Source organism: Paenibacillus sp. FSL R5-0378 (genome assembly GCF_038009285.1).
GTDB lineage: Bacteria > Bacillota > Bacilli > Paenibacillales > Paenibacillaceae > Paenibacillus_AQ > Paenibacillus_AQ favisporus.
The window spans coordinates 715,683-742,500 of record NZ_JBBPAY010000001.1; the positions used below are offsets into that span (position 1 = coordinate 715,683).

The following is a 26,818-nucleotide window of genomic DNA, read 5'->3' on the forward strand; positions in this document are numbered from 1 at the left end:
ATACTTGGTATACCCAGGTCACCCCTCATTTTAACCCATGGGCGACCTCGCAGGATCTCCTTACGAACGGAGCAGCAAACCGGCCGCACCGACGATACCCGCATCGTTGCCGAGCTCGGCAGGAAGGATCGATACCCCGCGCTGCAGCGGTTCCGGCGTCAGCTTCGCATAAACTTCCCGGACTTCGTTAAACAGGATGTCTCCAGCCTTCGATACGCCGCCGCCGATAATGAATACTTCCGGATTCAGAATCGCCGCAACCGCAGCCATGGACTTGCCCAGGTAGAAGGCGGCGCGGTTCACGATCCGCAGCGCCACTTCGTCGCCTGCTTTGGCTGCATCAAAGACTTCCTTCGCCGCGATGTTCTCAACCATCGACAGGGAAGTGCGGTCCCCGCGCTCAACGGCGTCTTTGGCCATACGGATAATGCCCGTTGCGGAAGAGACGGTCTCCAGGCAGCCCATTTTGCCGCATCCGCATTGAATGGCTTCCAGATCCGGCACGACGGAGATATGTCCTAGCTCACCGGCAAGTCCGGAGAAGCCTTGATAGATTCGGCCGTTAATGATGATGCCGCCGCCAACGCCGGTTCCGAGCGTATAGCATACGCAGTTGTCTATGCCGCGTCCGGCGCCGCTCCAAGCCTCGCCCAGGGCCGCCACATTCGCGTCATTATCTATTTTGATCGGCTTGCCAATCTTCTGCTCCAGAATGGAACGAATCGGTACATCCCGGAAACCTACGTTCGGCGCGAGGATGATGATCCCTTCACGGACGTTCGTAAATCCGGCAACTCCGGCCCCGACGCCCGCCAGCTGATCCCAGCTGTAAGGGGACTGCTCCACGATATGGCGCACATATTTCTCAATATTGTTGATAACCGTATCGACGCCTTTATCTGTTTCCGTGGGACCTTCATACGTTTGAATCAGCTGTCCCGCTTGATTGCAGATGCCCACTTTAATGGTCGTTCCGCCCAAGTCGACACCGACGTAGATTTGCTCAGACATGTTACAAGCCACCTTTTTCCCTCAATAATAGTTTGCTCCTACTGTACCAACTATAATTGAAGCCCTCTCTCCGGTCAAGAGAAGCGGGCCTTACCCGAAAGTGGGTCCAGCGCTTCTGTCAGAAGGCTTGACGGACCTACCCCCTATATGAAAACCCTGCCAAAAAACATGACAATTGTCACCTCCATTCCATGACAGAGTCCACTAACGAAGGGATGCCCCCTCGTCTATGATAACGATAGATCAATCAAATACGGATTCACCTGATCAATAGGAGGAAATGACAAAATGGAACATATTGCCGAACTGCAGCATGTCACGAAACGTTTTGGAAGCAAAGCGGCGGTCGATGACGTTTCATTCACGATTGATAAAGGATCCATCGTGGCCGTCCTGGGGCCCAACGGCGCCGGGAAAACGACGACGATCTCGATGATGCTGGGGCTTCTCGAGCCGACGAGCGGCTCTGTCCGGCTGTTTGGGCAAACCCCGAAGCAGCTGCAGGTCAAGCAGCGCATCGGGGCGATGCTCCAGGATGTCAGCGTGATCGACGGCCTGAAGGTGCGCGAGGTGCTGGCCCTGATCCGCAGCTATTACCCCCGGCCGATGAGGCTGGAGGAGCTGGCTGCCCTGGCCGGGTTCACCGAGGAGGACCTGGGCAAACGGGCGGAGAAGCTGTCCGGCGGCCAGAAACGGAGGCTCGGGTTCGCGCTGGCGCTGGCGGGCAATCCCGATCTGCTGTTCTTCGACGAGCCGACCGTCGGCCTGGATACACCCGCGCGCCGCTCCTTTTGGGAACAGGTCCGAGTGCTCTCGGACCGGGGCAAGACCATCCTCTTCTCCACGCACTACCTGCAGGAGGCCGAGGACGCCGCGGACCGCGTGATCCTGTTCAATCGCGGCAAAATTGCCGCCGACGGCACGCCGCAGGCGATCACGGCCCAGCTGACGAGCCGCTCCGTGACCTTCACGACCGATACAAGGTCGCTCGAAGGCCACGCTCTGATGAGTGCCGATACCGAACAGCACATCCGCGAGCGCCTGCTCCCGGTTCCCGGTGTCCATAACTGCACCTGCCAGGAAGGACGCTGGACCGTCACGGCGGACAATACCGATACGGTGCTGGCCGCGATTTTCCGATACCAACTTCCGGTCCACGATATCCGGACCCAGCAGGGCCGGCTTGATGACGCTTTTGAAATCATGATTCATAATGACGACACACAGGGGGCTGTTTCCTAATGCACATGTTATTCATGCAGTGCCGGGCCGAAATGCTGCGGATTATCCGCAATCCGTACTACGTCTTTTGGTCTTTGCTGATGCCGATCGTGTTCTACTTCATTTTTACCCGCCTCGTGAATGCCGGCATTGAAGGCGCCTCCGAATGGCAGGCACGTTACCTGATGTCGATGACTTCCTTCAGCGTGATGGGTTCAGCGATCATGACGCTGGGCATCCGCATGGTCCAGGAGCGCACGCACGGGTGGTCGGTCTTTATGCGGATTACCCCGCTGCCCTCCAGCATTTATTTCTTTGGAAAAATGTTTGGCCAGATGGTTATGCATATGTTCTCCATTGTTGTTATTTTTGCTGCAGGCTTTCTTATGAACGGCGTCCATTTGTCAGCCGGCCAGTGGGTCGGCAGCGGCCTGTGGATATGGCTCGCCTCCATCCCCTTCCTGGCCCTGGGCACCCTGGTCGGGACGATGAAAAGGGTCGACACTGCCAGCGGTGTCAGCAACATGGTGTATATGATTCTGGCGATCGTGGGCGGCATGTGGTTTCCGATCGACAGCTTCCCGGCCATCCTGCAGAGCATCGGCAAGTGGCTTCCTTCCTATAACTTCGGAAGCGGAGCCTGGGATATAGCCGCGGGTCATTCCCCCAGCTGGCAGCCGGTATTGATTTTGCTGGGATATCTCATCTTGTTTATGGTATTATCCACCTATATACGAAAGAAACAGGAAGCGGTGTAATGCCATTGGCACGTCGAAAAACAGAAATTTTCCCAAGAGCACTCGGGTTTTCCCCCTATGTATGGCTCGTGTATATGGTCATTCCGCTGTTTAATATGGCCTATGAGCGCGGCATCAAAATGGTGCTTGGCTACGCCATGATTGCGATCTTTATCGTGTCGTATCGTCAGCTCTTTTTCTCCGAAAGGTTAACAGCCTTCTGGCTTGCCGTTCAGATGATTATTATTGTGACGTTGTCTTTGCTCTACCTCCCTTTTTATTCGTTTATGGGCTTTTTTACCGCCAACTTTATCGGCAATTATCAGGATGACCGGAAATTCAGGATCGCCTTCGCCGCCTTCGTGGCGTCCATCCTGCTCCCGATCCTGGGGAACATTCGCCATCTGACCGTATCGGACTACTTAACGCTCGTTCCCTTTATTATGATTATGTTGATGACCCCCTTCGGCATGCGTTCCATGAATCTGCGAAAGCAGTTGGAGCTGCAGCTGAACGAAGCCCGGGAGCAGATTGAAATTTTGGTCAAAAAGGAGGAGCGGCTGCGTATTGCCCGTGACCTTCATGATACGCTGGGACATACGCTGTCCCTGCTCACCTTAAAAAGCCAGCTGGTCCAGCGGCTGACGGACAAGGATCCGGAGAAGGCACGGCTGGAAGCTCGTGAAATGGAAGAGACCTCCCGGGCGGCTTTAAGACAGGTGCGTGAGCTGGTTTCCGATATGAGGACCTTGACGGTGGCGGAAGAGATCGAAGAAGTGCGCTCGATTTTGCACAGCGCTGACATCACCTTGGAATCCGAGGGGGATACGCGACTGACCGGAATTCCCGATCTGACGCAAAACATCCTCAGCATGTGCCTGAAGGAAGCAGTGACCAATATCATCAAGCACAGCCGGGCCACGGCATGCGCCATTACTATTCGGAAGGGAACTTCCGACGTCCGGATGGTCATTCGGGACAACGGCGTCGGTCTGGAGGACAGCGGGCTGTCTACAAGCCAGGGCAATGGGCTGAAAGGCATGTCCGAGCGGCTGGCGCTGATCGACGGAACGCTGAAGCTGGCCTCTTCCGGCGGGACCGAGCTCATCATTACCGTACCGATTATTATTAAAGGGAAGGAGAGTGTTACGGCATGATCCGTATTCTGATCGCTGAAGACCAGCGTCTGCTGCGAGGCGCTCTCGCTTCGCTGCTCGATATGGAGGAGGATATGGAAGTGGTGGGCCAAGCCGGCGACGGCCAGGAAGCCTTGGACCAGATCCTGTCATTACAGCCGGACGTCTGCCTATTGGACATTGAAATGCCCGTTATTACCGGGCTTGAGGTCGCCGAGAGGCTCAAGGCGCAGATGGCGGCTTGTAAAATCATCATATTAACGACGTTTGCCCGGCCGGGATATTTTGAACGGGCCGTGAAAGCAGGCGCCTGCGGATATTTGCTGAAGGATGAGCCGAGCGAGAAGCTGGCCGAAGCCATCCGGCGGGTCATGGCCGGCCACCGCGAGGTCTCACCCGAGCTCGTCTTTGGCTCGTTCCGCCAGGAAAACCCGCTCACCGCGCGGGAGCGCGACATTTTACGGCTGATTGCGGAAGGCAGGACAGCGAACGAAATTGCGGCAACCCTGCACCTGTCGCACGGCACCGTTCGGAACTACATTTCCGAAACGCTGAACAAATTGTCGGCCAAGAACCGGATCGAGGCGATCGGGATCGCCGAACAGAAGGGTTGGCTCTAGGAAGGACTGAAAGGCCTCATTATTTATAAAAAGACGAACGGGGACCGGCTCATGCAGCCGGTCTTTTTGCCGTAGGTGTAAGCTTGAGTTCTTCTTTTCGGAACCGAGTGATTTGCGCCCGCGTCACCTTCCTCCAGCTTCAAGCCGGATAATAGATGACCATGCTTAATCTCGTCAGCGAGCCGCCGGAATTATGGTACGTATGCGGCCGGTCGGCCTTGAACCGGATCGAGTCGCCACTCCCGATAGTATGCTCGCTGTTGTTCACGCGGATGGTCAGTTCCCCCTCGTACACCGTAATGTACTCCTCCGTTCCCTCACCATGCGATTCCGAAGCGAGAAATCCCCCTTTATCGATCTCAACCGCATACATCTCGAAACGCCGCTCTTCATCAAACGGGAAATAAGGATAGACCCGGTATTTGCCGTTGTCTTCAGATAGCTGCTGGACCTCGCTTTTCTGAATCACTTTGGTGTCGGGCTGGGGCTGGTTAATCAGCGACGTGAACGAAATTTTGAGACCGTTGGCGATTTTCCAAATGGTTGTGATTGTCGGGCTCGATTCGCCCCTCTCGATTTGGCCGATCATCGTCTTGCTGACCCCGGTGAGCTCGGCTACTTTTTCCAGACTGAGCTTTTTATTGTCACGGATGCTCTTCAAATTCCGCGCGATAATCAGATTGATTTCTTCCATGGGCACACCTCTTTCAATCGATTATGTACAATATAACGATCACAATGTACAATATGAAGTATAAATACGTTATAGCGTAATTTTCGGACATTATAACATACAAATGGAGGAGACCCAAGATGCCTGTATTTTCGTTTCTTGTCTATATTGTAGTAAGCACCTTTACCCCAGGCCCCAACAACTTTATGGCGATGCTGTTTGCTCACCGGTACGGTTTTCGACGAACGATCCGATTTTGTCTGGGCGTTGGCGCCGGCTTTTTTGTCGTTGCACTGCTGTGCAGTTACTGCAATCTGCTGCTCAAAAATCTCATTCCCGGCATCCGGTGGTGGATGACGATTCTTGGAGCGGCCTACATGCTGTATCTCGCCGTTAAAATCATGTTCCACCGCAAAAAGGCCGCGAGCAGCCGGGAGGACAAAAACAACCGCTTTCTGACGGCGGCGCTGCTTCAGTTTATCAATCCCAAAGGCATTTTGTACGCCATAACGGCCGTATCCACCTTTATTCTCCCGTACCATTCTTCCCATCTGGCCTTGATCGGCTTCTCTTTGTTTCTGGCACTCTTGAGCGTGATAAGCACCTTCTGTTGGAGCATGTTCGGCTCCATATTTCAGCGATGGCTGTCAGCATACCAGACCCCGTTTAACGTCGCGATGGGCCTGCTTCTCGCATACAGCGCCGTTTCCATCCTGGTCGAGTAAATGTGGAGCCCGGCCTGCCTGCATAGCATCCACAGAAATTAGCACGCATACAGGAGGAAACCTCTCCTCGGCAGGATCAGGTAGCGGCCCGTTCCCCCATTCTTATGTAAAAAGGAGCCGTCCCCGGCTCCTTTTCTATGTTCGTATGGATCCGCTTTACAGCGTTTCGCTCCAGTCATGCACCATGCTGCCTTCCAAGAACTTCTCGCAGTCCATGGCGGCCATGCATCCGGTACCGGCAGCGGAAATCGCTTGGCGGTAACGCACGTCCTGCACATCGCCGCAGGCGAATACGCCTGGAATGTTCGTTTCGGTCGTTCCCGGCTTCACCTGAATGTAGCCAATTTCGTCGGTCGTAATCTGACCGTCGAGGAACTTAGTGTTCGGCGTATGGCCGATCGCCACGAAGACGCCGTCTGCTTCGATCAGCTCTTCTTCGTTCGTTTCATTGTTGCGGACCTTCAGTCCCTTCACGCCATGCTCACCGGCCACAATTTCAAGCGGCGTACGGTTAAGCGACCAGATGATCTTTTCGTTCTCGCGGGCGCGGTCCTGCATAATTTTGGACGCTCTCAGCTCTTCTCTCCGGTGAACCAGCGTAACGCTGGAACCGAAACGGGTCAGGAAGCTGGCTTCCTCCATCGCGGAGTCCCCGCCGCCGATCACGACGATCTTTTTGCCGCGGAAGAAAAATCCGTCGCAGGTCGCACATGTGCTGACTCCGCGTCCGACGTTTTCCTGCTCGCCCGGAATGCCCAGGTATTTGGCCGAGGCGCCTGTGGAAATAATTACGGATTCCGCCTCAATCTCTCCCATGCCTTCCACGGATAGCTTGAACGGGCGTTTGGAGAAATCGACTTTGTTGACCCAGCCGGTTTTAAACTCAGCGCCGAAGCGTTCCGCCTGCTTGCGCATGTTGTCCATGAGCTCAGGGCCCATAATGCCCTCAGGGAACCCCGGAAAGTTCTCTACCTCAGTCGTGGTGGTCAGCTGTCCGCCGGGCTGCATGCCTTCGATAACCAGCGGCTTCATGTTGGCACGTGCCAGATAAATTGCGGCCGTCAGGCCGGCAGGTCCTGTTCCGATAACGATGGATTTGTACATGAGAATTGCCTCCTTTTCGAACGGAAATGAATGGGTCTATTTAGATATTCTCCGTAAATGGCCGGAAAATATCATCGCTTTCTTCATCCAGTGAACATACGCTGTCGATCCGCTTGACGTTGCGGCTTACCGTGGAGACCGAAACGCCATAGCGCTGGGCCACCTCCTGGTAAGTCAGGGCGCGTCCGTGCTTCTTGGCCGTCAAGTATTCCAGAGCCGCCGACCAGCCCTCCGCCTGCCTGATGAGTGGTGTCTCGGGATACAGCTTATTGATAAACTGGTGCCATAGTTGCTGCACATGGTTTTTCTGTGCGCGGTCGGCCACCGTCTCCATGCTCTTCAGAGCCTTGTCGACGACGGACTGCAGCGTCCCGTTCCACTTGGGCAGACCCGCAGCCACTTCACGGTATACCGCTGCCCCGACGGCCGTACCAGGAAGTTCGGAGCTCTCAACCCCGAGATCCCGAAGCACCCGACGCGCTTCAGCTTTGAGCTCGCTCAGCACGTCCGGGTCTTCGAGGAAGGTCATCAGCGTCTCCTTGACTTCGTCATCGGCAATCCAGGCCAAGGCCCGGATGACCTGCAGCTTGGTACCAGAATCTCCGTACCGGAGCGCCCAGGAGAAGGAAGACCGGATCAGCGGGTTGTTCTTGATCTCCTCGGACATGCCTTCCCCGTCCTTCTCCCACCGCTTCAGCTGCTCTTCAAAGGGCAGATGATATTGATAGCTGAGCTTGACGCTTCCGCCAAAGCCCTCCTTCAGCTGGTCCAGATAAAACCGGGGAATTCCCGATTCCGGGTCCAGCTTCATGGCCGTGCTCCAGTAACGGGCCGCCTCCTTGCTTCTGCCGCTATTATAAGCGGCGACCGCTGTGTAATGGTAGAGGCTCGGATCATCGTTGAGCTCGTCATCCTTCAACAGCCGGCGGAAATGACCGTAGGCCGCTTCATGCCGGCCCAGAATACCCATCGTCGTCGCAAGCTTGAATACATGTTCCTGATGAAAGGGAACCGTAACCTCCAGCATCTTCATCATGCCATCTAAAGCTTCAGTATCCCCTTCATGCTGGTAAAAAACCGCCAGGTTGCACAGTCCGTGCAAATTTCCCGGCTCCAGGGACAGTACTTCGCCGATGGTCTCCTTGGCTTTGCGGAACAAGCCCATGTAATAATAAGCAAGGGACAGGTTGTTGCGCGCCGCAAGAAAGTCGGGGTCTTCCTTCACGATGCCTTCCAGCAGCTCGGCCGCCTGGGCAAACTTGCCTTCTTCCATCAGGGACCGCGCGCGCTCGTGCTCCACGATGCCCCCGCGGCTCTTGATCCGGCTCAGCTTGGTCGGCCGCTTCAGCTCATACTGAAGCAGCTCCATCATTTCTTCCGCTTCGTCCAAAAATTGCCCGGCCGGGTCCTCCTCCAAATACGTGACCAGTGCGCGTTCCGCTTCCTCAAAGTTCTCCATGTTGGCGTAATTGTTGGCCATATAGAAGTAACACTCTGTCATGGTCGCATCCACATGCTCCAAAATGTGCGCAAGAACGGCGTTTGATCCTTCATAATCGCCCATCTCTGATAATATACCCGCCATATTGCAATGATTCACCGGATTTTCCGGTTCATATTCAACAGCTTTGCGAAAATATTTTAATGCCTTATCGTATCGGTGCCGGTCCAGAGACCGAACCGCTCGTTCAAAAAAGAAATTGGCATCCATTTGAATGGGTATTACTTTTTGGTGTAGGTCCTCCGCCCGCAGATGATAATCGTTCATTCCTAAGCAAGGCACCTCCTTGATTGCTGGATAGAACGAACTGAAGCCACCGCTTCGCCCCTCTGGAATCAGAGAGTACATACGCCGAACTTTAAGTTCAATCTATCCAGAACAGTATACCATAAGATGCAAGGGGCATCTAAGCCATAATCTACTATAACTAAAAACACCCATCGACGTAATTCTCAGGAGCCAGACCACGTTTAGCGGTAGTTTTTCTTGCGATATAAGGGGGCCAGCATCTTTGAAGCTTAAACTTTCTTATATCTAAAGAGAAATCTACAATCGAGGTTTATTCAAGGAAGCCAGACCGCGTTTAGCGGAAATTTCTCTTGCGATATAAGGGAGCCCGTTTCTTCGTAGCTAATCCTTTCTTATATCTAAAGAAAAATGTACACCGACGTAAATTCATTGAAGACAGACCGCGTTCATCCCCCCGCGTAAGCGCAAAAAGACCCCGGGGCAGCTATACCCCGGCGTCCTTGAATAAAGTGGCGATCGACCCGCCCTCGATAATAATCCGTGTAGCCCGCGCCAGCATCGGCGCAATCGTCAAGATGTGCAGCTTCTCCGGCCGCGCTTCCGGGATGGCGATCGAATCCGTCACCACGATCTCCCGGATATGGGGATGATCGAGCCGCTGCAGCGCGTCTCCTGAGAACAGGCCGTGCGTGGCGCATACAATCGCCTCGGACGCCCCGCGCTCCTTCAGGCCCTCGACCACATTGACGATCGTTGATCCCGTATCGATCAAGTCCTCGATGATGATCGGCGTCCGTCCCTTCACATCGCCGATAACATGCGTAATGACGGACTCGTTATGCGCAGGTCTCTTCTTGATCATGATCGCAAACGGAGAATCGAGGTGATTCGCCAGCTTCTCCGCGGTGGACGCCCTTCCGGCGTCCGGCGACACGATGACCGGCCGGTCGATTTGAAGCGATTTCAAATGAGCGCTGATGAGGTCCAGCGCCGTGAGATGGTCGACGGGAATATTAAAAAAGCCCTGAATAGCAGGTGCATGCAAATCAACAGTAATGACCCGGTTCGCCCCGGCCGTCGTCAGCACGTCCGCCACCATTTTGGCCGTAATCGGTTCACGCGGTGCAGACTTGCGTTCCTGGCGGGCATACCCGTAGTAAGGAACGATAATGTTCACCGTACGGGCCGAAGCCCGCTTGGCCGCGTCAATCATGACCAGCAGTTCGACGAACAGTTCATTAATAGGGTGAGACAGGGACTGCACGAGGAAGACGTCGCAGTTGCGGATGCTTTCCTCATAGTTCACATAGATTTCCCCGCTTTTGAAACGGGAAAGCTTAACGCTGCCCAGCTCCGCACCCAGCATGTCGCAAATTTTTTCAGTTAGAACAGGATTCGATGATCCGGAAAAAATACGCAGCTTATGTTGCATACGACCCTCCTGATAACCCGTCTTCTATACTTAGATTATACATCGGTTCGCTCCCGGAATGAAATCGCGCCGATGAGTCCGGCGGAAAAAATGTTTCCGTCCTTGTCATCGGCGCCACTTCAGACGGCCCTGAGCCTGCAGCAAACCGTACACTTACAAGCCTGCTTATACCTCCAGCGGAATCCGGCTGCGCTTCCGCCCTTCGAAAACAACGAGTTCGCGGAAGCCAACCTCCCAGAGCATGTTCCGGGCGGCTTCCAAATTCTCGCCCAGCTTGAGCGGATCATGAGCGTCTGAGCCCACCGTGAGCGGAATGCCCAGCCGGTATGCCTCCTCCAGCATGCGCCGGGACGGGAACATTTCCGCGCAGGGCTTGGACAATCCCGACGCATTCAGCTCCATTGCTACCCCGCTGGCCGCGACAGCGGCAAGGGCGGCGTTTTCCAGCGCTTCTACTTCCCTTGTCGCCTCAGGGACTGGATGGTATCCGAACCGCTTGATCACGTCCAGATGGCCCATAATGTCGTAAAAGCCGGTGGCAGCCGCCTTTTTCACCGCATCATAATACGTTTCGTATACCTTCAGGACATCCTTGCCTTCCCAGCCTTGCACCTGACGGTGGTCCGTAATGTCCCATTCGCCCAAAAAGTGTACCGAGCCAATAATGTAATCCCAAGGGTATGCGTTTACGATCTTCTCAATTTCCGCCTCATAACCCTCGATGTAGTCGCCCTCCAGGCCGACCCGAATGTCGATTTGGCCGCGGTAGCGCTCCTTCAACGACAGGCACTCCTCCACATATCGCGGAAGCTCCTCCATCGGCATCGCCATCTCCGGGTAATACGAAGCCGGGTCCACATGAAGCAGCGGCATATGGTCGGACAAACCGATCTGTCCCAGCCCGATGTCAACCGCGCGGCGCACATATTCCTCAAGCTCGCCTACGGCGTGGCCGCACCGGACATGGTGGGTATGGTAATCGATGTACATAGCGGTTTCCCCCTAATCCCGGCGGGGACGCTCGTGGCGGCGGTCCAGCTCGGCCATGATATCATCCAGGGGCAGCTTGCGTTCCTGCAGCAGCACCAGAAGGTGATAGATCAGGTCGCTGACCTCAAGGCGCAGCTCGTCATTGTCCTTGTTTTTGGCCGCGATGATCGTCTCTGCGGTTTCCTCGCCGACCTTTTTCAGAATTTTATCGACGCCTTTGTCAAAAAGATAGGTCGTATACGCGCCTTCCGGACGCTCTTTCTCGCGTTCCGCGATCACCTGCTCGAGCTCCTCCAGCACCGCAAAGCGGTGTCTTCCTTCGCCTGCCGCATCGACGCCATCAGCGGATTGATCCTGTCCCGGAACGGCAATGCCGCGGTAAAAGCACGTTTCCTCGCCGGTATGGCATGCCGGACCTTTCGGATGGACCAGGAACAGCAGCGTATCCCCGTCGCAGTCATAGCTGGCGGACACAATGCGCTGAGTGTTGCCCGATGTCGCTCCCTTGTTCCACAGCTCCTGCCGCGAGCGGCTCCAGAACCAGGTCTCCCCGGTTTCGATCGACCGCTTGAGCGATTCTTCGTTCATATAAGCCATCATCAGCACATTACGCGTCGTGGCGTCCTGAATAATAGCGGGTACGAGGCCGGCCTCGTCATAACGGATTTGCCCCTGCACCTGCTCCAGGGAGAATTGCTGTATGTTGCTGTTCATCGGATTTCAACCCCTTTTTGCTTTAAGTCCTGCTTTAATTCCGGTATCGATATTTCCTTGTAGTGAAAAATGGTAGCTGCCAAGCCCGCATCCGCCTTCCCCTGCGTGAAGACTTCGGCAAAATGCTCCTTCGTCCCCGCTCCGCCTGAAGCGATCACCGGAATCCGGACAGCGTCCGCGACCGCCGCGGTGAGAGGAAGGTCAAAGCCGTCCTTCGTGCCGTCAGCGTCCATGCTCGTCAGCAAAATCTCTCCCGCTCCGAGGGCTTCCGCTTCCTTCACCCAGTTCAGCGCCCGGATGCCAGTGGCTTTCCGTCCGCCGTGCGTGTAGACCTCCCACTCGCCCCAAGCCTCGTTATACTTGGCGTCTACAGCCACGACGATACACTGTGAGCCGAACCGGCGCGCCCCTTCCGCTACGAGCTGGGGATTCAGGACGGCCGCCGTGTTGATGCCGATTTTGTCCGCGCCTGCGCGCAGAATCCGCTTCATGTCATCGACATGGGAAATGCCGCCGCCTACCGTGAACGGAATCGCGATTTCCCCTGCGGTTTGCCGCACGACCTCCACCATGGTGGCGCGTCCTTCCACCGACGCCGAAATGTCCAGGAATACCAGCTCATCCGCGCCTTCCTTGTCGTACAGCGCCGCGAGTTCCACCGGATCGCCCGCGTCCCGCAAATTTTCAAAATTAACACCCTTCACCACACGGCCGTCCTTAACGTCCAGGCAGGGAATGATTCGTTTTGCCAGCATGGGCCTCGCTCCCTCTCTTTTCGTGCTCACATGGTAGTCTGACTACCGTTTATCCCTTTATATCTGCAAAAGAGAGCTTCCGCTCTCTCTATCCTCACACTTATGCTTGTTCAGCGATCCGCCGCAGCGCATCCGCAAGCTGAATGCTGCCCGTGTACAACGCCTTTCCGACGATAGCTCCGCCCACGCCGTCGCCGCGGTGTCCGCTGAGGTTCAGCAGGTCCTCGGTGACCGTCACGCCGCCCGAAGCGATCACGGTGCGTCCGCTGGCTTTGGCCAGTGACACGATGGCCTCGATGTTCGGCCCCTGCATCATGCCGTCGCGGGAGATATCGGTGAAGATGAATGTTTCCGCTCCTTTGGCCGCCAGCTCTTTAGCCAGTTCCTCTGCCTTAACCTCCGATGTCTCCAGCCAGCCGCGGGTCGCCACATAACCGTTCCGCGCATCGATTCCGATTGCCACGCGGTCTCCGTAAGTGCCGAGCACCGCCTCAGTAAAGGCGCGGTCCTCGATCGCCGCCGTGCCGATAATGACCCGGCTCACGCCAAGGCCAAGCAGGCGCTTCACGTCATCCAGGGTGCGCAGTCCGCCCCCGACTTGAACGGGAACTTGAACGCCTTTGGCAATGGCTCCAATGACCTCGTCGTTCACCGGGCGTCCTGCCTTGGCGCCGTCCAGATCCACCAAATGAATATACGCACCGCCCTGTGCTTCCCAAGCCTTGGCCGCCTCGAGCGGGCTGTCGTTATATACCGTTTCCTGATTGTAATCCCCTTGAACCAGCCGTACGCACTTGCCTCCGCGAATATCGATGGCCGGATAAATGATAAATGAAGACATCGTTCTCCCCGCTTTCCTGTTATTCCACGCCGGTCAAGAAGGCGTTAGACCTTCGCTCCCGTCAGCCGCAAAAAGCTGCGCAGCAGCTGCACGCCCAGCTCACCGCTTTTCTCCGGATGAAACTGCATGCCATACACCGACCCCCGGCCCACGATCGCGGTCACCGGACGGCCGTAATCCGTTACCGCCAGCAAATCGGCGGGTTCGTCCGGCAGCACATGGTACGAGTGGACGAAGTATACATGGCCCTCCGTAAGGCCGCTGAAGAGCGGACTTTCCTTTTGCACAAAGTCCAGCCGGTTCCAGCCCATGTGCGGCACCTTCAGCTCCCCGTCAGGGAAGCGAACCACCCGACCCGGCAAGATGTTGAGCCCTTCGTGATGGCCATGCTCCTCGCTGCTGCCAAACAGCAGCTGCATGCCGAGGCAGATGCCGAGCAGCGGCTTGCCGCCCTCAGCGGCCTCTTGAACTACCCGGTCAAGCCCGGTTTCGCGCAGGTGCTCCATCGCGTCGCCAAACGCGCCAACGCCGGGCAGGATGACGCCGTCAGCCCCAAGAATGGCTTCGCGGTCGCCCGTCACAAGCGCCTCGGTGCCAAGACGTTCGACGGCCTTGCTGACGCTGTGCAGGTTGCCCATGCCGTAATCCACAATGGCGATCGTCACGGTTACAGCACTCCCTTCGTTGATGGAACCCCCGTAACCCGTGGATCAATGCTGGTCGCCTCATCCAGCGCACGCCCCAGCGCCTTGAACACCGCTTCGATCATGTGGTGCGTGTTCTGGCCGTAATGAACGATGACATGCAGCGTGATGCGTGCCTCCAGCGCCAGCTTCCACAGAAACTCATGCACCATTTCGGTGGAGAAGCTTCCGACTTGGCTGGAAGGATACTCCGCCCGGTATTCAAAATGGGGACGATTGCTCACGTCGATCACGACCTGCGCGAGCGCCTCATCCATTGGAATAAACACGTTCGCGTAGCGCTTGATGCCCTTTTTATCGCCGAGGGCTTCCCTTAATGTATGGCCGAGGCAGATGCCGATGTCCTCCACCGTATGGTGGTCGTCAATTTCGATATCGCCTTTGGCCTTCACTTTCAAATCAAACTGGCCGTGCTTCGTAAACAGGTCCAGCATATGGTTCAGAAAAGGCACATCCGTTTCCAGTTCGGATACCCCGGTGCCATCTACGCCAAACGTCAGCTGAATGTCGGTCTCGTTCGTTTTGCGGCTGATGCTTGCACGGCGTTCGCTGCTTTGATTAGTCATGTTCTAGTCTCTCCCTTCGATTTCGCGTTTCAGCCGGACCTCAATGGCCCGGGCATGCGCTTCCAGCCCCTCGCCGCGCGCCAGCTCCATAATCGCTTCGCCGTTTTTCAGGAGCGCTTCCTTGCTGTAGTAGATCATGCTGGACTTTTTAATAAAATCATCGACATCGACCGGCGAAGAAAACCGGGCCGTGCCGTTTGTCGGAATGATGTGGTTGGGCCCGGCAAAATAGTCCCCTACCGGCTCCGAGCTGTATGCTCCGAGGAAAATCGCCCCGGCATTCTCGATCAGCCCAACGATCGCCATCGGATCCTGGACCATCAGCTCCAGGTGCTCCGGCGCCAGCCGGTTGACGACCGATATGCCTTCCTTCAGCGACTCCACCACGATGATGGCTCCGTAGCCCTCCACCGAAGCCGCCGCGATATCCCGGCGGGGCAGGCTCTCCAGCTGCCGCTTCACCTCGGCAGCGACCGCGTCCGCCAGCTGCCGCGAAGGCGTCACCAGAATCGCGGACGCCATCTCGTCATGCTCGGCCTGGGACAACAGGTCGGCCGCCACGAATTCGGGGTCGGCCTGCTCGTCGGCCAGCACGACGATTTCGCTCGGCCCGGCGATGCTGTCGATGTCGACCGCACCGTACACTTCCCGCTTGGCCAGCGCGACATAAATATTGCCCGGCCCGCAGATCTTATCCACCGGCGCGATCGTCTCCGTACCGTACGCCAGTGCCGCGATGGCCTGGGCGCCGCCAACCCGGTAAATTTCATGGACGCCGGCTTCCGCGGCCGCCACCAGAATATACGGGTTGATGCCCTCTTTTCCGCCCGTCGCCGGCGGCGTCACCATGACGATCTCCGGAACGCCCGCCACCTGGGCCGGAATGACATTCATCAGCACGGACGACGGATAGGCCGCTTTCCCGCCCGGCACATAGACGCCGACCCGCTTCAGCGGACGAATGATTTGCCCCAAGATGCTGCCGTCCGGCTGCAGATCCATCCAGGAGTTTCTTTTCTCTCTCTCGTGGAACGCGCGAATATTGCGCGCCGCCGCCGAAATCGCTTCGACGAACGATGGCTCAACCTTTGTGTAGGCCGCCTTCAGCTCCTCTTCGGTCACGCGCAGGCCCGATGCCGTCAGCTTCGTGCGGTCGAGCTCTTCCGTGTACCGGAGCAGCGCTGCATCGCCCTCCTGCTTTACGTCCTGCACGATCCGCTTGGCGGCTGCATTTTGCTCCGGCGTGCCGTACTCGACCTCCCGCCGCAGATCAAAATCCTCAACCGGTACGATTTTCATCCCATTCTCCCCCTCTGCTATCTCTTCGCCATCCACTCCGCTTGGCTTTATCCCGAACTATTCCGAAGCGGAAATCACTTTCTGAAGCCGGTCGCAGAGCGACTGGATTTGCCCGTTCTTCATCCGATAGCTCACCCGGTTGGCCACCAGACGGCTCGTTATTTCAAAGATGCTGTTCATTTCCACCAAACCGTTTTCCCGCAGCGTCTGCCCGGTTTCCACCATATCGACAATCCGGTCGGAAAGCCCGATTAACGGCGCAAGCTCGATGGAGCCGTTCAGCTTGATCACCTCGACCTGCTGCCCCTGTTCGCGGAAGTACTGCGACGCCACGTTCGGGTACTTCGTTGCCACGCGCTGCTGAATGCCCGGCTTCCAGTCGGGCAGACCGATCACGGACATCCGGCATCTGGCGATACCTAAGTCCAGCAGCTCGTAGACATCGCGATTTTCTTCCATCAGTACGTCCTTGCCGACGATGCCGATGTCCGCGGCGCCGTATTCCACGAAGGTCGGCACATCCACCGGTTTGGCCAGAATGAATTCCATGTCCAGCTCCGGCAGCGGAATGACCAGTTTGCGCGACTCATCGACCTCTTCCGGGATCGGAAGACCGGCTTCACGGAACAATGCCGACGCTTTTTTATAGATCCGCCCTTTCGGCATCGCCACTTTTAAAGTTTCTGCCAACGTTCTCCCTCCTGCTTCTCATGTTCATCTATCTAAATTCGCTGTTTATGTTTCTCTAAACCTGCCCCAGGTTCCCTTTACCCCAAACTCCCGCCATAAGTAATAACCTCTCCATAAGCTTGGCTGGTCGCCCCTGGTTGCGGCGCATCCGTGCCGGTATGATCTCCGTCGATCAACAGCGTAACAACCGATTGTCCCTGCGCACGAAGCCTCGCTGCCTCCGCCAGGCCTTCCTTGCGATGAGCTGCGTCATAACGGACGAGAACAGGCAGCACAGCCGCTTCCTGCACGCCGTTGACGCCATCCAGAATACGGTTCGTTTTCAGCGCGAATCCCGTCGCCGGAACATCCCGTCCAAACTGCTTCAGCAGATTGTTGTATCGTCCGCCGCTGCAGACCGGGAAGCCAAGCTCGGAGGCGTAGCCTTCAAACGTCATTCCTGTATAGTAGGAAAAGTCTCCGATCATCGTCAGATCGATAAGCACGTGCTCCGACACGCCGTACGCCTCCAGCACCTCCCATACTTTGCACAAATGGCTGATGGATGCTCTTGCGAGCGGATGACCGCTCAGCTCCAGCGCCTGATCGCAAATTTCCTGGCCTCCGCGCAGACGGAGAAGTCCTTCGAGCCAATTCCGCTGTTCATCCGTTACACCCAGCTCGCTGATCGTTTTACGGAAACCGACGAAGTCGCGGCTGAGCAGGCCCTCTTTCAGTGATTGCTGAGCTTCGGTTGATCCCGGGAGGATTTCATCAAACAACCCGTTGAGAAACCCGACGTGACCCATGGCAATTTTAAAAGAGGACACTCCTGCCGCCTTCAAAGATTCGATGGCCAGCGCCACGACCTCGGCATCCGCTTCGGGTGAATCGTCACCGACGAGCTCGACACCGGTCTGAAAAAATTCCGCTTCCCGTCCGGCTTCTTCCTCAATGGCCCGGAACACGTTCGCGTGGTAAGACAGCCGAATGGGCAGAGGCTCTTCCTTCAGCAGCGACGAGACTACCCGGGCAATCGGAGCCGTCATATCCGAACGAAGCACCAGTGTGGTGCCCCGGTTATTCAACAATTTAAACAGCTTGCGGTCCGACGTGGAGCTTGCCACGCCTACCGTATCGTAATATTCCATCGTCGGCGTCATGATTTGCCGGTAACCCCAGCGGCTCATGCAGTCAAGCACGTCGCGCTCGATCCGGCGCAGCTTGGAGACCGCATAAGGCACATAATCGCGGACGCCTGAAGGCTTTTCAAAACCTTTCGGCTTGGTCACGTCCCATCACCTCGAACAGTTATATTTCTTCATCGCATTAAAGTGCTACCATACTACCAAAGTAAAGAATAATGGCTATATTAACATGAAAAGGCAGATTCGTCAATTGCCATACGTTTCACTTCCGTGCACTTGCCTCGGCTTGATACAAAAAAAACATTCAAAATCCAAGCTTTTGAATGTTTTCGTATGTGCGCCCACTGCCTTTATTCATCCGATGCCGGCACTGACGAGGAATGCGCATCCTCCTCCGTTTTCGAATCCGAACGTCTCAGCTCACGCAGCGGGTTTCCGCCGACAAAGGCACCCGCCGGTACGCTCTTGTGCACGACGGACCCGGCGGCAATGACAGCGCCGTCTCCAATCGTGACTCCCGGCAAAATGGTCGTATTCGCTCCGATCAGCACATTGCTGCCGATCAGGACTTGTCCCAGCCGGTATTCCTTAATCAGATATTCGTGGGCGAGAATCGTCGTGTTGTACCCGATCACCGAATTGTCCCCGATCGTAATGTTCTCCGGAAAGAACACGTCCACCATGACCATCAGGCCAAAGGCAGCATGCTCCCCCACCTTCATCCCCAGCAGGTGACGGTAGATCCAATTCTTTAGCGGAAGAATCGGGCAGTACCGGGCCGCCTGTATACATATGAAATTTTTAACCCCTTTCCAAGGGCTGACCGTTCTATAGATTTGCCACAGCGCGTTCGGGCCTTCGACAGGGTAACGGGTCACGTTTCTGCTCACAATCGCCTTACTCCTGTTCCACCAAGGAATATAAATCGGTCATATCATGCAGTATGTAATCCGGATTATACTCGCGGAGCACCTTCTCGCCTTTCAGCGACCAAGCGACCCCGGCAGACCGGGCGCCTGCAGCCTTGGCGGATTGAATATCCACCGGGCTGTCCCCGACCATCAACGTTGCTGCCGGATCCGCTCCAAGCTGGCTGATGGCCATCAGCACCGGCTCCGGATGCGGTTTGGGATGCTCGACGTCCATCACCGTTACAATCGCCTTCATATACTTGTCCAGCCCGAACATCTCCAGCACCCGGAACGTGCCCGGCTTGTTTTTGGTGGTCACAACTCCCATCGTAATGCCGCGCCGGTCCAGTTCCTTGATTACCTCCAGCACATGCGGAAAAGGCTGCACCATCTCGTCGTGATGAGCGTCGTTATACGTTCTGTAAGCCTGGTGAAAATGGGTCACATCCTCGCTCCCCGAGAAAAACTGGAGCTGCTGCTCCAGCGTCATCCCCATTTTCGGAATGATCACTTCCCGAGTCAGGGGAGTCGGCACATGCTTCTCCAGTACATGCATAAACGAGCTGATAATCAATTCATTCGTATCAATAATCGTTCCGTCCAAATCAAACAGTACGGTATCTATCATGCTGTCGTTACTCCTTTTTGTCCTCCACTACGGCGTTCTCCTCGCGGTGCTCAGGGGTAGCAACGGGTTCTACTTTAGTATCATGATCCAGCGCGGTTGCTTCCGGCACCGTATCTTTCGGCGCTTTCGTCGAGACGATCGGATCCAGATAGTGCTCCTTCGCCTGACCGGTTGTACGGCGCACAATGATCAATACAATGGCGACGACGATAATCAGGATGGCCAGGAGCTGGGAAATACGGACATTTCCGTAATTCGGGTCAAGCGCACCATGCTCGAATCCCATCCACTCCATCGGTTTCCACAAACCGTTAACCATCGATGCCAGCCATTCCGGACCCTTAAAAGCAAGGCTGTCCGTCCGCAGTCCTTCTATAAAGAACCGCCCGATCGAGTACCAAATAAAATAAGAAAGGAACAATTCAGCCGCGCGCAAAAATTTTTGACGACGAAGAATAAACAAAATGATGATGCCCACCAGGCTCCATAATGATTCGTACAGGAAGGTCGGATGGTGGTATACGCCCTCGACGTTCATTTGGTCTACGATAAAAGCAGGCAAATGCAAATTGTTCCGCAGGAAAAACTCATTCACCGGACCGCCGTACGCTTCCTGGTTCACATAGTTGCCCCAGCGACCGATCATTTGCCCCGTAAGCAGGCTGGGTGCACAAATGTCGGCAATGCGCCAGAAGTTGTACCCTCTGTAACGGAAATAGATGATGGCGCAAATGATCGCTCCGATCAGCGCACCGTAGATCGCAATCCCGCCGTTCCATATTTTAAAAATGTCCAGCAGGTTGTTCTTGTAATCGTCCCACATGAAGGCCACGAAATAGATCCGCGCCCCGATTATAGCCGACGGTACTCCCAGCAGCAGCAAGTCCATGAAAAATTCAGGCATAATGCCGAATCTTCTGCCTTCCCGGATGGCCAGGAGGAGGCCAACCAGCGCCCCCAAGCCCAGGATCAGACCGTACCAGTGAACTGACAGGGATCCAATCGAGAAAGCGATCGGATTAATTAGCAATGTAGCCATGTATCCACTCTCCTAGTCCATATCGTCCATATCTTCTGCAATGGTGGCTGTGAGCTTATTCGTAAACTGCAGGGCCGCATTCAGACCCATTTGCTTCAGCCGGTAATTCATGGCCGCCACTTCGATGATGACCGCAAGGTTACGTCCCGGACGTACCGGAATGGTCACGAGAGGAATGTCGGTATCGATGATTTTGGTCGTTTCTTCATCCAGTCCGAGCCGGTCGTACTGCTTATCCTGCTGCCAGGCCTCAAGCTTGACGACAAGCGTAATTCGTTTGTTGTTCCGGATTGCTCCGGCTCCGAACAGGGTCATGACGTTGATGATCCCGACACCGCGGATCTCCAGCAGATGGCGAATCAGCTCAGGAGCCGATCCGTGCAGCTGAAAGTCCGAGGTCTGCCGGATTTCCACCGCATCATCAGCGATCAGCCGGTGGCCCCGTTTGACCAATTCCAGTGCAGTTTCACTCTTCCCGATGCCGCTGCTGCCGGTAATCAGCATGCCTACCCCATAGACGTCACACAGTACGCCATGAATGGTAGTGGTCGGCGCCAGCTTTCTCTCCAGAAAGCCGGTAATCCGGCTGGACAGGATGGTCGTCGCCATATTGCTCCGCAGGATGGGCAGGTTCTTTTCCTGGCTAAAATGGATCAATTCCTCGGGCACTTCCAGCCCTCTCGTGACAACAATACAAGGCGTTTCCTCGCTGCTGCACAGGCGCTCCATCCGCTCTTTCCGTTCTTCTGCCGTAAGCATGGCAAAAAAGGCCAGCTCCGTTCGTCCCAGCAGCTGCACCCGTTCCTCAGGATGATATTCAAAATAACCTGCCATTTCCAGACCCGGTCTGTTTAAATCGTCTGTCGTGATGGCCCGTCTTAGGCCGTGTTCCCCTGAAATGACCTCCAGCTGAAATTGCTGGACCAATTCAGATACTCTTACTTTCTTAGCCATTTCACGTCTCCCTTTCTATCAGCTGGCTCTTCTGTCAGCCGACTGCCGCCGGTCAAACCATGAATTTTCTAATGTACCCATCGTAAATGATATTTCCCGTGAATGCAATGTCAGCCGCCTATTCGCTGGTAAATACAAAAGAGCCGCCCGAAAGGGCGGCTCTTCATCTTCAGGCATTCCGCCTGGAATTAGTCAGCCAACAATACGTTCAGCTCAGACTCTTTGTCGAAGATATGAATTTTGTTCATGTCGACAGCCAAACGAGCGCTGTTGCCTTCACGAGTCGTAGAACGTCCGTCTACACGGGCGATAACGGTGTCGTTACCTAATCCGCTCAGGTAGAGGAGCATCTCGTGACCAAGGTTTTCTGTTACGTCTACATGGGCCGTGAAGATCGTATTCGGAGAAGCTTCCAAGAATACAGGCTCCTCATGAATATCTTCCGGACGAACGCCCATGATCACTTCTTTGCCGATGTAGCCTTTGCTCTTCAGGATTTGCGCTTTACCACCTGGAACCTCTACGTCAAGTCCTTGGGATTTGAAGCGTACAGAACCGTTGGACTCGCTGAGTGTTCCGTTAATAAAGTTCATGGTAGGCGATCCGATAAAGCCGGCAACAAACAGGTTGTTTGGATTGTTGTACAGCTCTTCCGGAGAAGCGGCTTGTTGAATAATGCCGTCCTGCATAACCACGATACGGTCACCCATCGTCATGGCTTCCGTCTGGTCATGTGTTACGTAGATACAAGTGGTTTCAAGGCGTTTCACCAGTTTCGTGATTTCCGCACGCATCTGACCACGAAGTTTAGCGTCCAAGTTGGAAAGCGGTTCGTCCATCAGGAAGACTTGAGGATCACGCACGATCGCACGTCCCAAGGCAACACGCTGACGTTGACCACCGGAAAGAGCTTTTGGCTTACGATCCAGCAAATGCTCGATATCGAGGATTTTCGCAGCTTCACGTACACGTTTATCAATTTCATCCTTTTTCACTTTACGCAGCTTCAGACCAAAGGCCATGTTTTGGTATACGTTCATGTGTGGATACAAAGCGTAGGACTGGAACACCATCGCGATATCGCGGTCTTTAGGAGCTACATCGTTCACGACACGGTCGCCAATGTAAAGTTTACCGTCAGAGATTTCTTCCAGACCGGCGATCATACGAAGCGTCGTAGATTTACCGCAACCGGAAGGACCTACCAACACCAGAAACTCCTTATCCTTGATATCAAGGTTGATATCCATAACTGTTGCTTTGTCAGAACCCGGATACTTTTTGAAAATATGCTCTAAACGTACACCTGCCATGTGAATTTGCCCCCTTAGTGTATAGTTATGAAATCGAATACATTATGATAGTTATATATTACCCAACATCTCGCAGACTGGCTATACACAATCTGCACAAAAAACCTATTTTCTTTTCGTCACTTTATACAATAGCATCGTCAGCTTCACCAAAACCGCGTCCCCAAAGCTTCTAACGTCCAGATTAGTCTCTTGTTTGATCTTATCGAGCCGGTATAAAAGAGTGTTCCGGTGAATATATAGTCGCTTCGCCGTCTCGCTGACATTGCAGTCGAGCTGAAAGAAAGTCTCCAGTGTCGACAACGTCTCGTTGTCGCTGAACAATACGCCGTGGTCTCCTGCCTGTTCGAGAAAGCGGCGGCGCTGCTCCATCGGGATGCTGTAGATTAAACGCTCAAGGAGCAGCTCCCATGGAAAGTGGACATGCTCCGACACATGAAACGTCCGTCCCAAGAAAATAGTTTCCCGAAGCATGCCTACCGTGCCCGGCAGTGACTTCAAGGGGATGAACGAAGGCGCGGCGGATAGATGAAAAGCACCAACCCATTCGCTTGCAATCAGCTCATAGAGCCCCATACAGAACGCGGAGAGCATGTCTGTTTCCGATTCGCCGTTATCCTCTTCTTTCTCGTCATTACTGCCGGCCACCAGTTCTTTTCTGGCCAAGATGAGCCATTCGTTGTCGCGGAGAGCAGCAAGCACCACCTCTCCATCGAAGTAGCTGCGCAGCAGCTTTTTCAGCTGGCTCCCCTTAACATCGGAGGCATGGATACTCTCACAAGTCAGCAAAAAGGGAGTCATCTCTGCGGAAAGCAGACGTTTTAGTTCCAAATCGTCAGGCAATTCGGCATCGTCGTGTCCCAGGTCGAGCTGCTCTTGAATCCATTGACTGAGTCTCAGGAGATCCCGTTCCTCATCGCCCTGGGCTTCCACAGCATCACCCGTTTGCTCTCTTACCGCAGACAGCAGTACACCGATCAAGCGGGATACTTCATCATTGACCAGCTCAGAACCGGCTTCAATTACGTGTACCCGCCCGTTCTTGATAAACAGCGGGAACCAAACCTTGTCCTCCACCATCACCACATCCTGGAGGCTTCTATGCTCGGTCTGCTTCCCTTTCTTCGAAGAAGCCTTGCTGGATACCGAAACAGGTAAATAAACCGCCTCCGACTGCTGTTTGCTCAGCTCCTTGATATGTAACGTTCCGCCTACGACCTGCTCCAGCTTGCTTCGTAATGTTTCCATCTCCACCATTGATGTCATCCACCACTTTGTCATTTTTATTAATCATCTTACCATATTCCTATATAAAATCGAAAACCACACTTCTTATGCACATCAGATCGTCAGCCAAAAAGAAAACAAAAAGACCATCAACCGAAAGGTTAATGGTCTTTGTGATGAGCCATGAAGGACTCGAACCTTCGACACCCTGATTAAAAGTCAGGTGCTCTACCAACTGAGCTAATGGCTCTTACAACTGGTGGAGGCTGATGGATTCGAACCACCGAACTCGTACGAGAACAGATTTACAGTCTGCTGCGTTTGGCCACTTCGCTAAGCCTCCATATAAGGTGGCTCGGGACGGAATCGAACCGCCGACACGAGGATTTTCAGTCCTCTGCTCTACCGACTGAGCTACCGAGCCATACATGCAAAAATAAAGCGGGTGATCTTAATCTTCCCACTTTACGCTGTGGAAATTCACTATGCAATACATCATCTTCAATCTATATCAAGCATATAGATGAAGTAAATAATAATGGCGGGACCGACGGGATTCGAACCCGCGGTCTCCTGCGTGACAGGCAGGCATGTTAGGCCTCTACACCACGGTCCCGCATTATTAGATGGTGCCGGCGAGAGGACTTGAACCCCCAACCTACTGATTACAAGTCAGTTGCTCTACCAATTGAGCTACACCGGCATATGATGGTGGAGGCTGAGGGGATCGAACCCCCGACCCTCTGCTTGTAAGGCAGATGCTCTCCCAGCTGAGCTAAGCCTCCAGGTATGTATGGTAGCGGCGGAGGGGATCGAACCCCCGACCTCACGGGTATGAACCGTACGCTCTAGCCAGCTGAGCTACGCCGCCATACTAAAACTTGCTAAGATGTGATTCAAATGGCGGAGAGAGAGGGATTCGAACCCTCGCACCGCTTACGCAGTCTAACCCCTTAGCAGAGGGTCCCCTTATAGCCACTTGGGTATCTCTCCAAGCATAACCTCGGTATACAAAATGTATAGCCAAGAGTAATTTCAAAACACATTCAGGAATTTGACTCCCTGAAAACTAGATACGAAACGAATCTGCGCTTTATATTTATTGGATAAGCCCTCGACCGATTAGTATTGGTCAGCTCCATGCATTGCTGCACTTCCACCTCCAACCTATCTACCTCGTCGTCTACAAGGGGTCTTACATACTGGGAAATCTCATCTTGAGGGGGGCTTCACGCTTAGATGCTTTCAGCGCTTATCCCGTCCGTACGTAGCTACCCAGCCATGCTCCTGGCGGAACAACTGGTGCACCAGCGGTACGTCCATCCCGGTCCTCTCGTACTAAGGACAGCTCCTCTCAAATTTCCTACGCCCACGACAGATAGGGACCGAACTGTCTCACGACGTTCTGAACCCAGCTCGCGTACCGCTTTAATGGGCGAACAGCCCAACCCTTGGGACCTACTTCAGCCCCAGGATGCGATGAGCCGACATCGAGGTGCCAAACCTCCCCGTCGATGTGGACTCTTGGGGGAGATAAGCCTGTTATCCCCAGGGTAGCTTTTATCCGTTGAGCGATGGCCCTTCCATGCGGTACCACCGGATCACTAAGCCCGACTTTCGTCCCTGCTCGACTTGTAGGTCTCGCAGTCAAGCTCCCTTCTGCCTTTGCACTCTTCGAATGATTTCCAACCATTCTGAGGGAACCTTGGGGCGCCTCCGTTACTCTTTAGGAGGCGACCGCCCCAGTCAAACTGCCCACCTGACACTGTCCCCATACCGGATCACGGTACCAGGTTAGAACCTAGATACGATCAGGGTGGTATCCCAACGGCGCCTCCACCCAAGCTGGCGCTCAGGTTTCAAAGGCTCCCACCTATCCTGTACAGATCGTACCCAAATCCAATATCAAGCTGCAGTAAAGCTCCATGGGGTCTTTCCGTCTTGTCGCGGGTAACCTGCATCTTCACAGGTATTAAAATTTCACCGGATCTCTCGTTGAGACAGCGCCCAAGTCGTTACGCCATTCGTGCGGGTCAGAATTTACCTGACAAGGAATTTCGCTACCTTAGGACCGTTATAGTTACGGCCGCCGTTTACTGGGGCTTCGGTTCACAGCTTCGGGATTACTCCCTAACCGCTCCCCTTAACCTTCCAGCACCGGGCAGGCGTCAGCCCGTATACTTCGCCTTGCGGCTTCGCACAGACCTGTGTTTTTGCTAAACAGTCGCTTGGGCCTTTTCACTGCGGCCCCCTCGTGCTATTCACACTACCGGGGCACCCCTTCTCCCGAAGTTACGGGGTCATTTTGCCGAGTTCCTTAACGAGAGTTCTTCCGCGCGCCTTAGAATTCTCTTCTCGCCTACCTGTGTCGGTTTGCGGTACGGGCACCTTCACCTGGTTAGAGGCTTTTCTTGGCAGTGTGAGATCATGACCTTCGGTACTATAATTTTCCCTCCCCGTCACAGCCCAGCCTTAAAGTGTGCGGATTTGCCTACACACCAGCCTCACTGCTTGGACGAGCATCCATCAGCTCGCGTCACTACCCTCCTGCGTCACCCCATCACTCATAACGGTTTACGGTGGTACAGGAATTTCAACCTGTTGTCCTTCGATTACGCCTGTCGGCCTCACCTTAGGTCCCGACTTACCCT

General features: G+C 54.7%; 25 protein-coding genes, 8 tRNA genes and 1 rRNA gene (1 of these 34 running past the window's edge). 5 read left to right on the forward strand and 29 right to left on the reverse strand.

Annotated elements, in window-relative coordinates; translation table 11 throughout:
• Positions 1 to 60: 60 nt before the first annotated feature.
• Positions 61 to 1,011, reverse strand: coding sequence for an ROK family glucokinase (locus tag MKY74_RS03080; RefSeq protein WP_076173175.1), 951 nt, complete (start codon positions 1,009 to 1,011; stop codon positions 61 to 63).
• Between the two features lie 288 nt (positions 1,012 to 1,299).
• Between MKY74_RS03080 and MKY74_RS03085 the strand changes: the two genes are divergently transcribed.
• The 4 genes from MKY74_RS03085 to MKY74_RS03100 are packed head-to-tail and all read left to right on the forward strand — an operon-like array spanning position 1,300 to position 4,725.
• Positions 1,300 to 2,253 (forward strand): ABC transporter ATP-binding protein, encoded by a 954-nt coding sequence (locus tag MKY74_RS03085; RefSeq protein ID WP_076173176.1) that lies wholly within the window; start codon positions 1,300 to 1,302, stop codon positions 2,251 to 2,253.
• Positions 2,253 to 2,990 carry an ABC transporter permease gene (locus MKY74_RS03090; protein WP_076173177.1) on the forward strand — a complete coding sequence of 246 codons (738 nt, stop codon included), beginning with the start codon at positions 2,253 to 2,255 and terminating at the stop codon, positions 2,988 to 2,990. Before MKY74_RS03085 ends, MKY74_RS03090 begins: the two co-directional genes overlap by 1 nt.
• A complete protein-coding gene (locus tag MKY74_RS03095) occupies positions 2,990 to 4,126 on the forward strand; it encodes a sensor histidine kinase (RefSeq protein ID WP_076173178.1) in 1,137 nt (378 codons plus the stop codon). The genes MKY74_RS03090 and MKY74_RS03095 overlap by 1 nt, the downstream gene beginning before the upstream one ends.
• The gene (locus tag MKY74_RS03100; RefSeq protein ID WP_076173179.1) at positions 4,123 to 4,725 is read left to right on the forward strand and encodes a response regulator transcription factor; all 603 of its coding nucleotides are present in this window, start codon (positions 4,123 to 4,125) and stop codon (positions 4,723 to 4,725) included. The genes MKY74_RS03095 and MKY74_RS03100 overlap by 4 nt, the downstream gene beginning before the upstream one ends.
• 139 nt (positions 4,726 to 4,864) lie before the next feature.
• Here the strand turns inward: MKY74_RS03100 and MKY74_RS03105 are convergent, their stop codons facing one another.
• Positions 4,865 to 5,419, reverse strand: a complete 555-nt coding sequence (locus tag MKY74_RS03105) for a helix-turn-helix domain-containing protein (RefSeq protein ID WP_076173180.1) — start codon at positions 5,417 to 5,419, stop codon at positions 4,865 to 4,867.
• Positions 5,420 to 5,538: 119 nt separating this feature from the next.
• On the opposite strand from MKY74_RS03105, the gene MKY74_RS03110 reads away from it, so the two are divergent.
• Positions 5,539 to 6,123, forward strand: a complete 585-nt coding sequence (locus MKY74_RS03110; protein WP_076173181.1) for a LysE family transporter — start codon at positions 5,539 to 5,541, stop codon at positions 6,121 to 6,123.
• Between the two features lie 156 nt (positions 6,124 to 6,279).
• Here the strand turns inward: MKY74_RS03110 and trxB are convergent, their stop codons facing one another.
• The 27 genes from trxB to MKY74_RS03245 form a co-directional block, all read right to left on the reverse strand.
• A complete protein-coding gene (gene trxB / locus MKY74_RS03115) occupies positions 6,280 to 7,227 on the reverse strand; it encodes a thioredoxin-disulfide reductase (protein WP_076173182.1) in 948 nt (315 codons plus the stop codon).
• Between the two features lie 40 nt (positions 7,228 to 7,267).
• Positions 7,268 to 8,995 (reverse strand): tetratricopeptide repeat protein, encoded by a 1,728-nt coding sequence (locus tag MKY74_RS03120; protein ID WP_076173183.1) that lies wholly within the window; start codon positions 8,993 to 8,995, stop codon positions 7,268 to 7,270.
• A gap of 466 nt (positions 8,996 to 9,461) precedes the next feature.
• Positions 9,462 to 10,409, reverse strand: coding sequence for a ribose-phosphate diphosphokinase (locus MKY74_RS03125; protein WP_076173184.1), 948 nt, complete (start codon positions 10,407 to 10,409; stop codon positions 9,462 to 9,464).
• Between the two features lie 165 nt (positions 10,410 to 10,574).
• Positions 10,575 to 11,399 carry a histidinol-phosphatase HisJ gene (gene hisJ / locus MKY74_RS03130; RefSeq protein WP_076173185.1) on the reverse strand — a complete coding sequence of 275 codons (825 nt, stop codon included), beginning with the start codon at positions 11,397 to 11,399 and terminating at the stop codon, positions 10,575 to 10,577.
• Between the two features lie 12 nt (positions 11,400 to 11,411).
• Positions 11,412 to 12,113 (reverse strand): bifunctional phosphoribosyl-AMP cyclohydrolase/phosphoribosyl-ATP diphosphatase HisIE, encoded by a 702-nt coding sequence (gene hisIE, locus MKY74_RS03135; protein WP_076173186.1) that lies wholly within the window; start codon positions 12,111 to 12,113, stop codon positions 11,412 to 11,414.
• On the reverse strand, positions 12,110 to 12,868 hold the full coding sequence (hisF, locus tag MKY74_RS03140; protein ID WP_076173187.1) for an imidazole glycerol phosphate synthase subunit HisF: 759 nt from the start codon (positions 12,866 to 12,868) through the stop codon (positions 12,110 to 12,112). Before hisF ends, hisIE begins: the two co-directional genes overlap by 4 nt.
• A 100-nt stretch (positions 12,869 to 12,968) precedes the next feature.
• The gene (hisA, locus tag MKY74_RS03145) at positions 12,969 to 13,709 is read right to left on the reverse strand and encodes a 1-(5-phosphoribosyl)-5-[(5-phosphoribosylamino)methylideneamino]imidazole-4-carboxamide isomerase (RefSeq protein WP_076173188.1); all 741 of its coding nucleotides are present in this window, start codon (positions 13,707 to 13,709) and stop codon (positions 12,969 to 12,971) included.
• Positions 13,710 to 13,753: 44 nt separating this feature from the next.
• Complete coding sequence (hisH, locus tag MKY74_RS03150) at positions 13,754 to 14,374, reverse strand: imidazole glycerol phosphate synthase subunit HisH (RefSeq protein WP_076173189.1); 621 nt, start codon at positions 14,372 to 14,374, stop codon at positions 13,754 to 13,756.
• 2 nt (positions 14,375 to 14,376) lie between these two features.
• Positions 14,377 to 14,979 (reverse strand): imidazoleglycerol-phosphate dehydratase HisB, encoded by a 603-nt coding sequence (hisB, locus tag MKY74_RS03155; protein ID WP_076173190.1) that lies wholly within the window; start codon positions 14,977 to 14,979, stop codon positions 14,377 to 14,379.
• Positions 14,980 to 14,982: 3 nt separating this feature from the next.
• Positions 14,983 to 16,278: a histidinol dehydrogenase gene (gene hisD, locus MKY74_RS03160; RefSeq protein ID WP_076173191.1), complete on the reverse strand. Its 1,296-nt coding sequence runs from the start codon at positions 16,276 to 16,278 to the stop codon at positions 14,983 to 14,985.
• Positions 16,279 to 16,335: 57 nt separating this feature from the next.
• Positions 16,336 to 16,968: an ATP phosphoribosyltransferase gene (hisG, locus tag MKY74_RS03165; protein WP_076173192.1), complete on the reverse strand. Its 633-nt coding sequence runs from the start codon at positions 16,966 to 16,968 to the stop codon at positions 16,336 to 16,338.
• 77 nt (positions 16,969 to 17,045) lie between these two features.
• Positions 17,046 to 18,239: an ATP phosphoribosyltransferase regulatory subunit gene (locus tag MKY74_RS03170; RefSeq protein ID WP_076173193.1), complete on the reverse strand. Its 1,194-nt coding sequence runs from the start codon at positions 18,237 to 18,239 to the stop codon at positions 17,046 to 17,048.
• A 206-nt stretch (positions 18,240 to 18,445) separates the two neighbouring features.
• Positions 18,446 to 18,985, reverse strand: coding sequence for an acyltransferase (locus MKY74_RS03175; protein WP_076173194.1), 540 nt, complete (start codon positions 18,983 to 18,985; stop codon positions 18,446 to 18,448).
• Positions 18,986 to 18,992: 7 nt separating this feature from the next.
• Positions 18,993 to 19,634 carry a pyrophosphatase PpaX gene (gene ppaX / locus MKY74_RS03180; protein ID WP_076173195.1) on the reverse strand — a complete coding sequence of 214 codons (642 nt, stop codon included), beginning with the start codon at positions 19,632 to 19,634 and terminating at the stop codon, positions 18,993 to 18,995.
• 7 nt (positions 19,635 to 19,641) lie between these two features.
• Positions 19,642 to 20,673: a prolipoprotein diacylglyceryl transferase gene (lgt, locus tag MKY74_RS03185; RefSeq protein WP_076173196.1), complete on the reverse strand. Its 1,032-nt coding sequence runs from the start codon at positions 20,671 to 20,673 to the stop codon at positions 19,642 to 19,644.
• 12 nt (positions 20,674 to 20,685) lie between these two features.
• Positions 20,686 to 21,627: an HPr(Ser) kinase/phosphatase gene (gene hprK / locus MKY74_RS03190; RefSeq protein ID WP_076173197.1), complete on the reverse strand. Its 942-nt coding sequence runs from the start codon at positions 21,625 to 21,627 to the stop codon at positions 20,686 to 20,688.
• Positions 21,628 to 21,815: 188 nt separating this feature from the next.
• A complete protein-coding gene (locus tag MKY74_RS03195; protein WP_076173198.1) occupies positions 21,816 to 22,940 on the reverse strand; it encodes an ABC transporter ATP-binding protein in 1,125 nt (374 codons plus the stop codon).
• 105 nt (positions 22,941 to 23,045) lie between these two features.
• Positions 23,046 to 24,197, reverse strand: a complete 1,152-nt coding sequence (locus MKY74_RS03200; RefSeq protein ID WP_076173199.1) for a PucR family transcriptional regulator — start codon at positions 24,195 to 24,197, stop codon at positions 23,046 to 23,048.
• 147 nt (positions 24,198 to 24,344) lie between these two features.
• A tRNA-Lys gene (locus MKY74_RS03205) sits at positions 24,345 to 24,417 on the reverse strand.
• A gap of 7 nt (positions 24,418 to 24,424) precedes the next feature.
• Positions 24,425 to 24,510: transfer RNA gene (locus MKY74_RS03210), tRNA-Tyr, on the reverse strand.
• Between the two features lie 8 nt (positions 24,511 to 24,518).
• Positions 24,519 to 24,591, reverse strand: a tRNA-Phe gene (locus tag MKY74_RS03215).
• Positions 24,592 to 24,706: 115 nt separating this feature from the next.
• Positions 24,707 to 24,783: transfer RNA gene (locus MKY74_RS03220), tRNA-Asp, on the reverse strand.
• Between the two features lie 11 nt (positions 24,784 to 24,794).
• Positions 24,795 to 24,870, reverse strand: a tRNA-Thr gene (locus MKY74_RS03225).
• Positions 24,871 to 24,876: 6 nt separating this feature from the next.
• Positions 24,877 to 24,952 (reverse strand) — tRNA-Val (locus MKY74_RS03230).
• Between the two features lie 9 nt (positions 24,953 to 24,961).
• A tRNA-Met gene (locus tag MKY74_RS03235) sits at positions 24,962 to 25,038 on the reverse strand.
• Positions 25,039 to 25,068: 30 nt separating this feature from the next.
• Positions 25,069 to 25,160: transfer RNA gene (locus MKY74_RS03240), tRNA-Ser, on the reverse strand.
• Between the two features lie 109 nt (positions 25,161 to 25,269).
• Positions 25,270 to 26,818, reverse strand: a 23S ribosomal RNA gene (locus MKY74_RS03245); it runs 1,380 nt beyond the window's last position.

What these genes read in the sequence shown, in the direction of transcription:
- MKY74_RS03095 (WP_076173178.1), top strand. Translation starts at nt 2,990, where the DNA reads ATGCCATTGGCACGTCGAAAAACAGAAATTTTCCCAAGAGCACTCGGG.
- MKY74_RS03100 (WP_076173179.1), top strand. Translation starts at nt 4,123, where the DNA reads ATGATCCGTATTCTGATCGCTGAAGACCAGCGTCTGCTGCGAGGCGCT.
- hisD (WP_076173191.1), bottom strand. Translation starts at nt 16,278, where the DNA reads ATGAAAATCGTACCGGTTGAGGATTTTGATCTGCGGCGGGAGGTCGAG.
- MKY74_RS03195 (WP_076173198.1), bottom strand. Translation starts at nt 22,940, where the DNA reads ATGGCAGGTGTACGTTTAGAGCATATTTTCAAAAAGTATCCGGGTTCT.
- MKY74_RS03120 (WP_076173183.1), bottom strand. Translation starts at nt 8,995, where the DNA reads ATGAACGATTATCATCTGCGGGCGGAGGACCTACACCAAAAAGTAATA.
- hisF (WP_076173187.1), bottom strand. Translation starts at nt 12,868, where the DNA reads ATGCTGGCAAAACGAATCATTCCCTGCCTGGACGTTAAGGACGGCCGT.
- hisB (WP_076173190.1), bottom strand. Translation starts at nt 14,979, where the DNA reads ATGACTAATCAAAGCAGCGAACGCCGTGCAAGCATCAGCCGCAAAACG.
- MKY74_RS03085 (WP_076173176.1), top strand. Translation starts at nt 1,300, where the DNA reads ATGGAACATATTGCCGAACTGCAGCATGTCACGAAACGTTTTGGAAGC.
- hisJ (WP_076173185.1), bottom strand. Translation starts at nt 11,399, where the DNA reads ATGTACATCGATTACCATACCCACCATGTCCGGTGCGGCCACGCCGTA.
- MKY74_RS03105 (WP_076173180.1), bottom strand. Translation starts at nt 5,419, where the DNA reads ATGGAAGAAATCAATCTGATTATCGCGCGGAATTTGAAGAGCATCCGT.
- lgt (WP_076173196.1), bottom strand. Translation starts at nt 20,673, where the DNA reads ATGGCTACATTGCTAATTAATCCGATCGCTTTCTCGATTGGATCCCTG.
- MKY74_RS03090 (WP_076173177.1), top strand. Translation starts at nt 2,253, where the DNA reads ATGCACATGTTATTCATGCAGTGCCGGGCCGAAATGCTGCGGATTATC.
- MKY74_RS03080 (WP_076173175.1), bottom strand. Translation starts at nt 1,011, where the DNA reads ATGTCTGAGCAAATCTACGTCGGTGTCGACTTGGGCGGAACGACCATT.
- hisA (WP_076173188.1), bottom strand. Translation starts at nt 13,709, where the DNA reads ATGTCTTCATTTATCATTTATCCGGCCATCGATATTCGCGGAGGCAAG.
- ppaX (WP_076173195.1), bottom strand. Translation starts at nt 19,634, where the DNA reads ATGATAGATACCGTACTGTTTGATTTGGACGGAACGATTATTGATACG.
- MKY74_RS03200 (WP_076173199.1), bottom strand. Translation starts at nt 24,197, where the DNA reads ATGGTGGAGATGGAAACATTACGAAGCAAGCTGGAGCAGGTCGTAGGC.
- MKY74_RS03125 (WP_076173184.1), bottom strand. Translation starts at nt 10,409, where the DNA reads ATGCAACATAAGCTGCGTATTTTTTCCGGATCATCGAATCCTGTTCTA.
- MKY74_RS03110 (WP_076173181.1), top strand. Translation starts at nt 5,539, where the DNA reads ATGCCTGTATTTTCGTTTCTTGTCTATATTGTAGTAAGCACCTTTACC.
- hisIE (WP_076173186.1), bottom strand. Translation starts at nt 12,113, where the DNA reads ATGAACAGCAACATACAGCAATTCTCCCTGGAGCAGGTGCAGGGGCAA.
- hprK (WP_076173197.1), bottom strand. Translation starts at nt 21,627, where the DNA reads ATGGCTAAGAAAGTAAGAGTATCTGAATTGGTCCAGCAATTTCAGCTG.
- trxB (WP_076173182.1), bottom strand. Translation starts at nt 7,227, where the DNA reads ATGTACAAATCCATCGTTATCGGAACAGGACCTGCCGGCCTGACGGCC.